The organism is Ignavibacteriota bacterium (genome assembly GCA_016708125.1).
Taxonomy (GTDB): Bacteria; Bacteroidota; Ignavibacteria; order Ignavibacteriales; family Melioribacteraceae.
The window spans coordinates 3,448,127-3,461,853 of the sequence record JADJGF010000001.1 but is presented as its reverse complement, the minus strand read 5'-3'; the positions used below and the strand labels follow the sequence as shown (position 1 = coordinate 3,461,853).

General features: G+C 30.9%; 11 protein-coding genes, 1 tRNA gene and 2 pseudogenes. 4 read left to right on the top strand and 10 right to left on the bottom strand.

Annotation, left to right across the window (positions count from 1 at the left end):
* Window positions 1-50: 50 nt before the first annotated feature.
* The 6 genes from IPH62_14895 to IPH62_14870 all read right to left on the bottom strand — a co-directional run bounded on the left by IPH62_14895 (window position 51) and on the right by IPH62_14870 (window position 7,363).
* Window positions 51-2,228: a UvrD-helicase domain-containing protein gene (locus IPH62_14895; protein ID MBK7106560.1), complete on the bottom strand. Its 2,178-nt coding sequence runs from the start codon at window positions 2,226-2,228 to the stop codon at window positions 51-53.
* A gap of 143 nt (window positions 2,229-2,371) precedes the next feature.
* Window positions 2,372-2,779, bottom strand: a complete 408-nt coding sequence (locus IPH62_14890; GenBank protein ID MBK7106559.1) for an ester cyclase — start codon at window positions 2,777-2,779, stop codon at window positions 2,372-2,374.
* Window positions 2,780-2,817: 38 nt separating this feature from the next.
* On the bottom strand, window positions 2,818-3,780 hold the full coding sequence (locus IPH62_14885) for an aminopeptidase (protein MBK7106558.1): 963 nt from the start codon (window positions 3,778-3,780) through the stop codon (window positions 2,818-2,820).
* 14 nt (window positions 3,781-3,794) lie between these two features.
* Window positions 3,795-4,124 (bottom strand): PqqD family protein, encoded by a 330-nt coding sequence (locus tag IPH62_14880; protein ID MBK7106557.1) that lies wholly within the window; start codon window positions 4,122-4,124, stop codon window positions 3,795-3,797.
* The gene (locus tag IPH62_14875) at window positions 4,125-5,414 is read right to left on the bottom strand and encodes an MFS transporter (protein MBK7106556.1); all 1,290 of its coding nucleotides are present in this window, start codon (window positions 5,412-5,414) and stop codon (window positions 4,125-4,127) included.
* A 14-nt stretch (window positions 5,415-5,428) separates the two neighbouring features.
* Window positions 5,429-7,363: an oligopeptide transporter, OPT family gene (locus IPH62_14870; protein MBK7106555.1), complete on the bottom strand. Its 1,935-nt coding sequence runs from the start codon at window positions 7,361-7,363 to the stop codon at window positions 5,429-5,431.
* 141 nt (window positions 7,364-7,504) lie between these two features.
* On the opposite strand from IPH62_14870, the gene IPH62_14865 reads away from it, so the two are divergent.
* A tRNA-Ile gene (locus tag IPH62_14865) sits at window positions 7,505-7,578 on the top strand.
* A 181-nt stretch (window positions 7,579-7,759) separates the two neighbouring features.
* A pseudogene (locus IPH62_14860) lies at window positions 7,760-9,010 on the top strand (IS256 family transposase).
* A gap of 30 nt (window positions 9,011-9,040) precedes the next feature.
* On the opposite strand, the gene IPH62_14855 reads toward IPH62_14860, so the two are convergent.
* The 3 genes and pseudogenes from IPH62_14855 to IPH62_14845 all read right to left on the bottom strand — a co-directional run bounded on the left by IPH62_14855 (window position 9,041) and on the right by IPH62_14845 (window position 11,468).
* Window positions 9,041-9,949: a T9SS type A sorting domain-containing protein gene (locus tag IPH62_14855; protein ID MBK7106554.1), complete on the bottom strand. Its 909-nt coding sequence runs from the start codon at window positions 9,947-9,949 to the stop codon at window positions 9,041-9,043.
* Window positions 9,950-10,256: 307 nt separating this feature from the next.
* Window positions 10,257-10,762 (bottom strand): annotated as a pseudogene (locus IPH62_14850) (hypothetical protein).
* Window positions 10,763-10,883: 121 nt separating this feature from the next.
* Window positions 10,884-11,468, bottom strand: a complete 585-nt coding sequence (locus IPH62_14845) for a hypothetical protein (protein MBK7106553.1) — start codon at window positions 11,466-11,468, stop codon at window positions 10,884-10,886.
* A 98-nt stretch (window positions 11,469-11,566) separates the two neighbouring features.
* Here IPH62_14845 and IPH62_14840 point away from each other — a divergent pair, with 98 nt between their 5' ends.
* Window positions 11,567-11,761, top strand: a complete 195-nt coding sequence (locus IPH62_14840) for a hypothetical protein (protein ID MBK7106552.1) — start codon at window positions 11,567-11,569, stop codon at window positions 11,759-11,761.
* On the opposite strand, the gene IPH62_14835 is transcribed toward IPH62_14840, so the two are convergent.
* Entirely contained in the window at window positions 11,758-12,192 is a 435-nt protein-coding gene (locus IPH62_14835) for a peptidylprolyl isomerase (GenBank protein MBK7106551.1), read from the bottom strand. The genes IPH62_14840 and IPH62_14835 overlap by 4 nt on opposite strands.
* Before the next feature lie 144 nt (window positions 12,193-12,336).
* On the opposite strand from IPH62_14835, the gene IPH62_14830 reads away from it, so the two are divergent.
* A complete protein-coding gene (locus tag IPH62_14830; GenBank protein MBK7106550.1) occupies window positions 12,337-13,707 on the top strand; it encodes a tetrathionate reductase family octaheme c-type cytochrome in 1,371 nt (456 codons plus the stop codon).
* Window positions 13,708-13,727 lie beyond the last annotated feature (20 nt).

The following is a 13,727-nucleotide window of genomic DNA, read 5'->3' as shown; positions in this document are numbered from 1 at the left end:
ACAAAAGCCCAACTTTATGTTGGGCTTTTCTTTTCAAGTAAATGAAAAATTTATGAAGCTAAATGAATATTTGCAAATTTTAACAAAAGTGTTTTGGTTCCCTTTTCTTCAAAAGCAATTGTTACCTTCGTCATATCACCGGCACCGGAAATTTTTAAAACTTTTCCATTTCCAAATAATTCATGTGTAATTCTGCTGCCAACTCTAAAAGATCTTCTTTCCTGATTGTAATCATCAAAATCTTCCTGATACATTTCGTCGTAGAATGCTTTTCTTCTTCTTCCGCCTTTTCTTGCTGCAGCTTTATTTTCTTCATCTAAAGTTTCAGGATCAAGTTCATCTAAAAATCTTGATTTACTCTGATAAGCTACTTCTCCAAATCTATATCTTGATCTTGCATATGAAATAAAAATTTTTGTTTTAGCTCTTGTTAACGCTACATAAAAAAGTCTTCGTTCTTCTTCAATTCTTGAGTCAGAATCAAATTTGGGATTTAAAGGAAAAATATCTTCTTCGCAGCCGGTTATGAAAACAACCGGAAATTCAAGTCCTTTAGAACTGTGTATTGTCATAAGTGTAATTGAATTATGTTCATCAGCATATTGATCAAGTCCTGTAATTAATGAAACTTCCGCGAGAAAATCATCAATTGTTGCATCCGGCTTTGATTTAGTAAATTCAGCAATTCCGCTTAGCAATTCTTGAATATTATCATATCTTTGCAAGGATTCTTGAGTATTTTCTTCCTTGTAAACTTTTAAAATTCCCAATTCATCAACCAAAGCTGAAGTAAGTTCCAGAAGAGAAAGTTGAGTTTTTAGTTTAATGTATTTATCTAAAAGTAATTTAAATTGTTTAACATTTTTCTGTATTCTTTCTTTAACTTCAATTACTTCAAAAACTCGGGACATTGTTGTAAAAAGTGAAATATTTAATTTTCGCGCAAAGTCAATCATTTTGCTTATTGAAGTATTTCCAATTCCTCTCTGCGGAAAATTCATAATTCGCAATAAACTTTCTTCATCTTCTTGATTTGCAAGAATTCTTAAATATCCGACTAAATCTTTAACTTCTTTTCTTCTGTAAAATTCAACGCCGCCAATTATTTTATACGGAACTTTTTCTCTTTTAAGCGCTTCTTCTAAAGCTCTTGATTGCGAATTTATTCGGTAAAGAATTGCAATATCATTTAGAGATATTTTACGAGAAGTTACTTCCTTTTTAATTTGTTTGGCAATTAAAAAAGCCTCATCTTTTTCATCTGTGCTGCGGATTATTGTTAAATCTTCGCCTTCATTATTTTTAGTCCAAAGTGTTTTTTTAATCTGATTCAAATTGTTTTTTATTATTGAATCTGCCGCTTTTAATATTTTTCCCGTTGATCTATAATTTTGTTCTAATCTAAAAGTTTTTGCTTTTACGAAATCCTTTTCAAAATTTAGCATATTATTTATATCTGCACCGCGCCATCCGTAAATACTTTGTGCATCATCGCCAACAACACAGATTTTAATTTTCGGAGTTGCCAAAAGTTTTAAAAGCTCATACTGGGCTTTGTTCGTATCTTGATATTCATCAACAAGAATATATTTAAATTGACTTCTATATTTTGCTAAAATTCTCTGATTTACATTAAATAATTCTATCGGTTTAATAAGCAAATCATCAAAATCCATTGAATTATTTAGCTTTAACCTTTTATTATATTCAAGATAAACTTCACCAATTTTTTTCTCAATTAAATTTGATGCAACATGTTTACTGTATTCTTCAGCAGTAACCATTTGGTTTTTTAAAAAACTAATTCTATGCTGAACAGAAGATGCGTTTAAACTATCCAAAGAAATATTTAATGATTGAAGACAATTACTTACAAGAGAAACAGAATCTTCTCTATCATAAATTGAAAAATTTGGTTCGTACCCAATTTTTGAAGCTTCCGTTCTTAATATTTTTGCAAATATAGAGTGAAAAGTTCCCATCCACATTTCATTTGCTTTAGAACCAATAAGGTGAACAATTCTTTCCTTCATTTCTTTTGCAGCTTTATTTGTAAAAGTTAACGCAAGAATTGATGAAGCATCATATCCATTTTCTAATATATAAGCAATTTTATAAGTTAATACCCTTGTTTTTCCTGAACCAGCTCCGGCAACAATCATATTGGGAGCATTATTAAATTCTACAGCTTCTCTTTGTTGTTGATTAAGTTCATTAAGAATTTTCACTATTACCTCATTTTTTCAAGACGGCAAATTTACTAATTTTTAGCACCAATTTCAAAGATTTGTGTTTGAAATGTGATTATTTTTGTGGACAATCGAATTGTTGTTTTTTGTGGCCAATAAAATAATATGCTTTATCTAATATTTCATTGATTTATATGATTTGTAATATCCCATTCGCCCCATCTTTTTATAATTTTTTCATTTTCAATCTCAATTATCTCAATTCCGGTTATTTCGGTGATTTTATTTGTGGGACCAATTCCAAGATATTTTAACTTATTTTTACCAACGGAATGCCATCTAGCAGCAATTTGAGATTTTAATTCATCAACTAAAATTGAATCAATTTCAGTTTTCAAATCCGGAAATGCTTCCAACAATTTTATAATACCTTGTCTAAAACCATTTTTATCTGATGGTCTTCCGGATGATGACAAATCAATAAAATTTTCAGAATGCAATTCTTCAAATGACTTTAAATTTATCGGAGAATTCCAAAGTGCAATCCAACTTTTTGCAATATTTTCAAGTTTAAGTCGTTTTGTTAACATGTTAAATTATAATCATTTATAGAATTTTAATTAAAATATTATTTTATTAATAATTTCCCATTTTGCATTATTAATTTTCCATCAAAATATACGGTTGGTTTTAAAATTACTCCATCCAGATGAATTGGGACATTAACATTTCCGCCCATAGATTTATTGTCTCCCAACGCTATATGAACTGTACCTAAAACTTTTTCATCTTCCAAAAGCATTCCACTTAATTTTGCTTTATCGTTTGTACCAATTCCAATTTCTGCAATATTTCTTCCCTTTTTACCAAATCTCGAAAGCATTTCAATTAAATTTTTTGCTTCAATACCACCGGAAATTTCCGTTGCTAAACCTTTTTCAACTTTTATCTTTATTGGAGTTTTCAATACACCAATTCCCGCAAATGAACCATCTGCAACAAAAATTCCTTCTGATTTTCCTTCTACGGGAGAAGCAAATGCTTCGCCGGTTGGCAAATTTCCGCTTTCACCTTTTTTGTGAAAAAGTCCTTTACTCGCAAAACCTTTTCTTCCATTTACATTCAAAGTAATATCAGTTCCATTTGGGGCTGTAACTTTTATAATTTCCGTTTTATCAATCAATTTTGCCAATTTAATTGTCAAAGTGGAAATTTTAATATAATCAGCACTTAATCCGCGAATCATAACTTCTTTGGTAATTCCCGGAAAAGTAGCAATGCGTTTTCCTAATGTCGAAGCTTCCCTTCTTGCATTTGTGTGAGTTAAAGATTTTGTAGTTGGACACAAAATTACATCTGCCATTTTCATTGCTTCAGCAATTAATTTTGGCGGTTCTTCACCATTATATTCAAGTGATTTCATTTCAATTATGAAAGCTTCGTAACCAAGTTTAATTGCATTTTGGTATAGGGAATAACCGATTTCTCTTTTATTTTCATCTGTAATTACAAGAACTTTTTCATTTTTTTTTGTACCCATACAATCTTTAATTGCAATTATTGATGCTTTATCAAGTTTACTTAATTCCATATTTCACCCTAAAATTATTTCCTTTGATACAATTTAATAATTTTGTTATTATTCATTTGGTTGATGAAAAGCTCAACTCTTTGATTTGCCGGTTCAATTTTTTCGGAGAAATGATTTTTAGCTTTTTCTACTATTTGATCAATAGTGTTTTTGCCATCACAAAGATGCCAAATAAAACTACCGACGTCGTCTAAATCAATTTTATGAGGCTTTTTTAATTGATTTCGAAAAAATATTTTCTCAATAAAACTTGGATGTTTGTTAAGATAAAAAACTGTTACCAAGTTATTTTCTTCAATAAATTCACATTCTCTAATTGGATAAATACTTTCATTTCCTAACATTTAAACTGTTCCGGCTTTTTCTAATCCATGACCATGTGCTCCGGTTTCAGATTTCCGCAAGAGAAATGCAAAAAGTAAACCTAAAAATCCTAATACAGAAAAAATCCACATTCCGTATTCGTAACCGGCTGGGTTTTCTGCACTTGCTTTTCCATAATCATTTGCTGCGCCAATCATCCAATTAAATCCGGCTAAGCCTATTTGTTGAATTAAAGTCATTAATGAATATGCAGTTCCAAGTCGGTTTTGTTCAACAATATATGCAACAGAGGGCCACATTACTGCTGGAATTAACGAAAATGCAATTCCCATCATGGAAATTGGAACATAAAGTGAAATATCTGAATAGACAAACATCAAATAAACCGGAAGCAGAAGAAATGAACCAAGCATCATAAAAAGTGCTCTGTTTCCAACTTTATCTACAAATAATCCAAACAACGGCGTTGCAATCATTGCGGAAATTGGGAGCAAGCTATTTAAGAATCCGGCAAACTCTCTGCTTTCTCCATGAAATTCCATAAAGAATTTAATTGCAAAACTTCTAAATGGAAAAATTGCCGAATAAAATGTTATACACAAAGCAACAATATACCAGAATGATTTACTGAATTTAAACATATCAGATAAAACGAATTTGTCTGTCTGCCCGGCTTGCCCAATTGAATATTTTTTTTCAGCGGAGTTTTCAAGGAGCCAATACGCAATTCCGCCAATTGCACATGAAATTGAAATTATTGCTGAAAGTACAAGTGGATCATGCCAATTTATATAATATGGATTTGCCCAAGTTGGTGAATTATCTGCGGCAACTGATCCGAGTCTGGCGATTGTTAAATTAATTCCGAAAGCAAAACTCAACTCCTTTCCCTTAAACCATTTTGCAAGAGCAGTGGTAATTGCAACAATTAATGGCTCAGCGCCGATTCCTAATAATAATCTCCCGGCAAGCATAATTGTTAAATCCGATGATAAAGTTGGAATTACCGCAGCAATAGTGCAAATTATTCCAAACACTAAAACTGAGATTTTTGTGCCGAATTTATCAATAAAAATTCCACCGGGAATTAGAATAAAAATTGCTGCAATACTATAAATAGAGTACATCTGCCCAATATTCTCATCGCTAAATCCTAAATCTTGTTTTAGCATATCTGCAATTGGTGCAATGCTATCATAAACATAGTAATTTCCGAACATTGCCAAGCTAATAATAACTAAAATCAGCCACCTAAATAAAGATGATGGCTGTTGTTTTAATTCTAAATTTTGATCAAAATTATTATTCATAAAAATCCTAATGCTTATTCTTTTGATGAAGCAAACTTAAAAAGTGTGAATGCAAGCGCAACAAAAATTATTATTGAAATTAAATCTCCGGCACTTCCAAAATTTTCGGCAATTCCGGTATTGAAATATTCGGCAATTGGTTTATTATTATAATTTGTTCCAATCATAACTGCAATTAAAATTCCGGTTAAAGCTCCACCGGCTATTAAACCAGAACTAAAAAGTGCTCCCGGTCCAATTTCAGATTCTTCTTTATCACTTTTCTTAATTTTATCGACAATCAATTTTATTAAACCACCCATAAAAATTGGTGATGTTGTAGATAATGGCAAATAAGCGCCAACAGCAAACGGTAATGATCTAACCCCGCTTAATTCCATAACTGCGGAAATTCCCATTCCAACAATTACTAAACCCCAAGGTAAATTTTGACTCAACAATCCTTTAATAACTGTTGCCATTAGTGTTGCTTGCGGTGCTGGTAACGGTGTTGGATGGTCTGGTGTAATTGCGCCAATTCCTAATGCATTATTAAGTAAAAGAACAGTTGCTCCAATTACAAATGATGATGCAACTACACCAATTATTAAACCTAATTGTTGTTTTATTGGTGTTGCGCCAACTATATATCCGGTTTTTAAATCTTGAGAAGTCGCTCCGGCATTTGCTGAAGCAATACAAACTATTGATCCAACAATTAATACTATTGGCTGATACATATCGCCAGTCCAACCAACTCCAACAAAAATAAGAGCTGTTGCCATCAAAGTTGCAATTGTCATTCCGGAAATTGGATTAGATGAAGAACCAATTAATCCAACAATTCTTGAGGAAACTGTAACAAAAAAGAATCCAAAAACTACGATCATTAATGATGATAAAAGATTTGTGGGAATGTTTGGAATTATTGCCATAAATATTACTAAAATAACGCTTCCGATTAAAACGTAAACTAATGGAATATCTTTTTCAGTTCTAGATATTTCAACATTATTATTGCTTTTTGATTCTTTTAAATTCTTAAATGAATCTTTAAACGCACTAATTATTGTTGGGAAAGTTCTAATCAATGTAATTATTCCGCCAAACGTTACTGCGCCGGCACCAATGTATCTAATATAATTATTCCAAATATCCCGCGGACTCATTTCCGAAATTAATTTTGAAGCCGGTGGAAATGCTTGAGTTAAATTGTCTCCCAACAAAGTAATTAATGGAATTAAAACCAACCAAGATAAAACACCGCCCGCAACCATGATTCCGGAAATTTTGGGACCGATAATGTATCCAACACCTAAAAGTTCTGGAGTAATTTCTGCCGTTACAGTACCATTTGGGAGTGAAGATTTTCTATTAAAAATATAAGTCGGAACATCTTTCCACAATCCTAAAATCGACATTAAAAATTTATATGCGAAGGCAATACCTAATCCATAAAATACTTTTTGTGCAAGTTTTCCGCCTTTTTCACCAGCAACTAAAACATCAGCACATGCTGTTCCTTCTGGGAAAGGTAATTTTCCATGTTCCTTAACAATTAATGATCTTCTTAAAGGTATCATAAAAAGTACGCCTAAAATTCCTCCAGCTAAAGCCAAAACAAAAATCTGAAAATATTGGAAATAATCTTGACCGCCGGGTAAAAAAAGCAAAGCCGGAATTGTAAAAACCACACCAGCCGCAACCGATTCCCCGGCAGATCCAATAGTCTGAACAATATTATTTTCCAAAATTGTTGATTTTCCAATATGCTTAAAAACCGAAATTGATAATACTGCAATTGGGATTGAAGCACTTACGGTTAATCCAACTTTTAAACCCAAATACACAGTTGCGGCACCAAAAATAATTCCAAAAATTGCGCCGAGAATAATAGCTTTTGGTGTAAATTCCGGAATAAAATCTTTTGCAGAAATATAAGGTTTGAATGAAGATAAATTATTTTCCATAAATCATCCTTTTAATAGATACGATTTACTAAAATAAAAATATATCAGCATTAAAAAAAATATGAATTGATAAATAATGATAGATATAGAATTTTATTGATTTCAAAAAATGATTGTGTTATTTTGCATACGCAATTTTTAGGGCCTGTAGCTCAGTTGGTTAGAGCATCTGACTCATAATCAGAGGGTCGGGGGTTCAAGTCCCTCCGGGCCCACAAACATAAGCCTTCTAAAACAATAACTTAGAAGGCTTTTTTGTTTAAAGGTAGTGTAAAAAGTTTTGTGTAAATGGTTAATAAAGAGGTTTAATTAAATGCTGTGAAGCGTAGCGGAACAGCATTTAATTATGCAAAAAAATCACTAACTTATTAACCAAATCCGAAAGGAGATTACACAATGGAGCTCACCGAAAAAATGATCGAGCAACTAAAAGCCGATCTTACCAAAGCAAAAACATACGATGATTTAATGGGTAAAGACGGAGCTATTAAAAAACTATTAGCTGGAACTTTAGAACAAATGTTAGAAAGTGAACTAACCGAACACTTAGGATATGAAAATATTCACCAGTTGGCAAAAACAATGGTAATTATAGAAATGGGAAAACACATAAATCACTCAAGAATGATCCGTTAGCTAACGGACGGTGAAATTGAGATTTCTGTCCCCAGAGACCGCAATGGTGAATTTGATCCAATAATTGTAAAAAAGTATGAAAAAACAATTGGGCCAATAGAGAATAAAATCATATCCATGTATGCAAAAGGAATGACAACTCGAGACATACAAACACATATTACAGAACTTTACGGAATAGATATTAGCCCTACTTTAGTTTCGAATATTACAGATAAAATAGTTGTACTTGCCGAACAATGGCAAAATAGAATTCTTGAGAAAATATATCCTATAGTTTTCTTCGACGCTATCCATTACAAAGTAAGAGATGAATCAAAGAAAGTAGTATCAAAGGCTGCATATACCTGTTTAGCGGTTGATATAGAAGGACACAAAGATCTACTTGGATTATGGGTCGGTGAAGCAGAAGGATCAAACTTCTGGCTTAATGTTTTAACAGAACTAAAGAATCGAGGTGTTGAAGATATTTTCATTGCATCAATTGATGGATTGAAAGGATTCCCCGAAGCAATAAATTCTGTTTTCCCAAAAGCTGAAATCCAGCTTTGTGTTATTCACCAAATTAGAAATACCCTAAAATATGTTGCTTCAAAAGACCAAAAGAAATTTATGAATCAACTAAAAGAAGTTTATAAAGCTCCAACTGAAGAAGCTGCTTTATTAAATCTTGACTCTTTGGAAGAAAACTGGACAAATAAATATTCTCTTGCTATCAGATCTTGGAGAAATAATTGGAATAATCTTGCTACATTTTTCAAATATCCCCAAGAAATTAGAACGGTCATTTATACCACGAATGCAGTGGAATCTGTGCATCGTCAATTTAGAAAAGTAACTAAAAACAGAGCTCTTTTCCCAAACGATGATGCTCTTAAAAAAATGTTATATTTGGCTTACAGAGATTTATCTAAAAATGGACGATGCCTCCGTTAGCTAACGGATCATAATTGGGCGCTTATTCTTTCTAATTTTTCTGTTTATTTTAAGGATAGATTTCAGGAATTTTAATCATGATAAATCCCATTTACACAAATTATTTTACAGACTCTTTTCTTTTTTTAAGGTTTGTGTATTAATATTTGTAATTTGTGTAAGAGGCAAAAGATTGCCGTTACTTGTGTGTTTATCAATAATAAGTTTTGTACTTTTTATTAGTTTTCCGTTGGAATAAAGACCAACTATGTAAAAACCATTTGCGTAATTGCTTAAATCTAAACCGGTTCTCCAAGTTCCGCTGCTAGTTAAGAAATTATTGGTAAAACATTCCTCACCCAAAACATTAAAAACCTTTAGTGTAACATTTGATTGTTTGGGAACACCAAATTCTACACTTGAAATACCCGAAGTAGGATTGGGATATGCTTCTGATATTGAATATTTGTCATATATTATTTTTTCATTTTTTATATCTGTAAGCGATGCATTTATTAAAAATCTTCCATTGTTATCTGTAATTCCGGTTTCAACTCTATGATCAGAATTATTATATGAAGTGTGGACGTTAACTGTAACATTGGATAATGGAGTTTGTATAGTTTCATCTACTACTCTTCCGGTAACTGAAACGGATTGGGAAAATACTTTGTTGGCAAAGAATAATGTGAAAAATGAAAAAGTAAAACGGAAGATGTTAGATGTGAGATTTGAGATAAAAGAATTTGCGAAAAAAGAATTAGAAATTACCGCAGAATTATTTACAGAATCCAATACCAGCATCCAAGGAGCAAATGTTTGCTTTTCTGAGAGAAACTTTTTCCAAAGTTCAATTTTTCTCTCTTTCTGAAAACTTAAAATTTGTCGTAATATTCTAGCATCTTCTCGTTTACCAATATATTTTAATAGTTCTACTAAATATTCTTGATATGTTATTGGTGTTAGTTTGTGTTCAATATTCTGTTTAGCGTAATTGCCAAGTTCGGTTTTTCTTCTGGGGTAAATGAATTTCATAAAATTCACTAATTTTTATAATTAAACTAATTAAATAAGTTTATGGTAATCAAGAAAGATTTTTAAGGTATGAAATTAAAGATTGAATGATTATTTATAAAATAACTTTTTATGTTAATACAATACGAAACCAACTTAAAGAGTTTCTTTAATTTTTTTACTTCTTCGCAATGAAACTCGTTTACTCTGTTTTTTTTGTCTGCTTTTATGAGGTTACTTATTATCAGTTTTTCTTTTTCCGTTAGTTGTTTTGATTCAATATATAAATCAACATTCAACGGTTCTTTAATTAAGTTCATTTTATTACCTAAAAATATTTGTTAATAAGTTTTAATGCTGATTCGTTATTAATTATCATTAAATTTCCTACTATATTTGAAGCGCCTAAAGTTGAAATATAATGTTTTATCAACTTTGTTTTTGCCGTAAATGCAACATAGCCATCGCATCCGCGTTGAAAAGAAAGCTTACAAGCAAACGCAACTAAATTTCCCGGAACACCCAAATATATTTTATCTTTTCCAATATTAAATGATGCACTTTCAAAAGGTGAATATATACATGATCTTCTTTAACTTCTATACTTATTAAGCCTTGAATTATGAATGGATTATTAGTTATTGTTAATTTATAAACATCTCTTTCCGTATAATTTATTTCTTTTTCCCAATCGAACAACCACTTAGTTTTTTTTGTTATTAAATTTAATTCAATCTTATTAACTAAAGAAACTTCCGTATTAAAGTTATCACCGGATTTTACATTTTCTATTGAGTTTGTAAGTTTATCGATATAAAAATCTAACTTTTTCATAGTCTAATTTATAAAAATTAAAATAAAGTAGATACAGCTAATCTTGACTCTTTTGATATTTGCAAATAGATTAAGAGTATTTGGATTTGAAAATACATTTTAGAAAAATTTTAATAGTTACTTATATTTTTACAAAATTTGAAATAATATTTTCGCCAATTTCCGGATTAAGATCAAAATTCATTTCAACAGAAAAATAATTTTGATTTTCGCAAGTAAGTGTAAATATTTTTTCATCAAATAATATAGTTGATTTGCTAAATTCACAATCCTTCATTTTAGAATTTTGATCAAATTTAATTTCGTAATTGTTAAATTCCGTTTTCAATAATTGAGATTCTTCCTTAACTTGAATTTTACCGGTTACAAAATTTTCTGAATTTCCACCAAACGAACTTGAGTTTACATCAAGTTTAAAAAAACCTAAACCACATTTATATTTGTCTAAAATTTCATTACACATAAAACAAAAACCGTCATTTATTCCAAGAATTGGTTTTTTTATCAATCTTAAAAAACTGAATAAATTCATCATTTGCATTTTTTTGTATGCGGAATTGAAATTTTGAGGTTGAGGAATAATGATTTTTTCGGCTGAAGTAATTTGATTTTCAACCAAGGAATATTTGAAATCAATATTTTTTTGAGAAAGAATTTTATTTAGGAATTCGTTTTCCGAATTATTATAACCAAGAATTGTAACCATTTTTTTTTATAAAAGTAAATTTATTTATTTGCAAATTAGTAAATTTTCTAATAATTTAATATAAATTTATTTACAAACAAATTTGCCGGAGAACGAAAATGACAGATCAAAAACTTACAGCTACAGTTGGCGAATATAAAGGAAATGCTATTATCTCCTTACCAGTTGCCGGAAGTACAAAATATCCATTTACTTTTGGATTGAATAAAGCCAAAGCAATTCTTGAATTTTTAGATGATATCAAAAAATTTGTTGCGGATAATGAAAAGAAAGAAGAAACTGAGAATAATTAGTTTTCTATTTCTATCAAAGTTATTTTAAAAGTTAAATTTTTTCCGGCAAGCGGATGATTTCCGTCTAATTCTATTGTGTTTTCGGAAATATTTGTAACTCTAACAACCATTGATTCCCCATCTTCAATAGGAATTTTATAATGTTGATTTATTTTAATTTCTAACTTTTGGGGAAATTTTTCTTTTTCAACATTTACAATTAATTCTTTAACTCTTGGACCGTAAGCTTTATCACTATTTATGTTAATTGTTTTTTCTTGACCTAATTGCATTCCAATTACAGCTTCATCAAAACCTTGTATAACTTGTCCGGAACCAACTTTAAACGCAAGCGGTTTTCTATCAATTGATGAATCAAAAATCCTTCCGTCTTCTAAAGTTCCAGTAAAATGAACTTTTACTGAATCACCATTTTTAACAAATCTTTCCAAAATTTTCCTTTGCAATAATTTTGTTAAAAATAAACATTTTAAATGAAAGGCTCAATTAAAGTTTGATTCAAAATCTATTTTTAAAAAAATTGATTATTATTTTAGAATATATTAAGTTACCAATATCTTATTAAGAGGAGTCGAATGAAAAAGATAATATTTCTAATAATTGTACTTTATTTGGTTAGCAAACTTAATGCACAAGAAGATCATTCCGAACATATTGAAGGACCGTTTAATACGCCTCAAGAAGTTACAGCGAACTGCCTTGAATGCCATGAAGGCGTTGATACCGAAATTATGGAAACGAGACATTGGAATTGGCTTGGCAATGAATTTGAAAATAAACATGGTGAAAAAGTAAAGTTTGGTAAACAAAATATTATCAATAACTTTTGTATCGCAGTTCCTTCAAATTGGCCAAGATGCACAAGCTGCCATATCAGTTATAGTTGGAAAGATGAAACTTTTGATTTTACAAAAGGTGAAAATATTGATTGTTTAGTTTGTCATGATCAGTCTGGAACTTATACTAAAACTCCAACCGGAGCCGGAATGCCGGATGCAAAAGTTGATTTAGTTGCTGCTGCACAAAGTGTTGGAAAAACTACAAAGAAAAATTGCGGAACTTGCCATTTTAACGGCGGCGGCGGAACTGGTGTAAAACATGGTGATCTTGATGAAAGTTTATTAAATCCTTCGGCAGAACTTGATGTACATATGGGAGGAAATGGATTTGAATGTTCTGAATGTCATGCGGGAGAAAATCATAAAATACTTGGCGCAAGTCACGGCTCAATGATGGAAAATACAAATCACTTAAATTGTATTGATTGCCATAAAGGAACTCCTCACGATAAAAAAATATTAAATACTCATTCAGCTTCGGTTGCATGCGAAACTTGTCATATTCCAACTTTTGCAAGAGAAATGCCAACAAAAACTTGGTGGGATTGGTCAACTGCAGGAAAAGATAAACCCGCAGAAAAAGATGAATTCGGAATGTCTAAATATGAAAAAATGAAAGGCGATTTTGTTTGGCAGAAAAATGTTGTTCCGGAGTATGGCTGGCATAACGGACAAATAGATTATTATCAAATTGGTGATAAAATAAATCCTAATGAAGTTGTAAAATTAAATTCGTTAACCGGCAACATTAAAGACACAAAATCAAAAATTGCTCCATTCAAAGTAATGAGAGGGAAACAAATTTTTGATTCGGAAAATAATTATTTAGCAGTTCCAAAATTATTTGGCGAAGGCGGATATTGGAAAACTTTTAATTGGGATGGTGCAACAGAATTGGGAATGAAAAGCGTAAATTTAGCTTACTCCGGTAAATTTGATTTTATTGAAACCGAAATGTACTGGCCGATAAATCATATGGTAGTTAGCGGCGATAATGCTCTTTCGTGCACGGACTGCCATGGAACAAAAGGGACAAAAAGATTAGATTGGAAAAAATTAGGATATGACGGAGATCCGATGAAAAACGGAGGAAGATTTAATAAATAGTAGTGAATGCAAAAATCAGA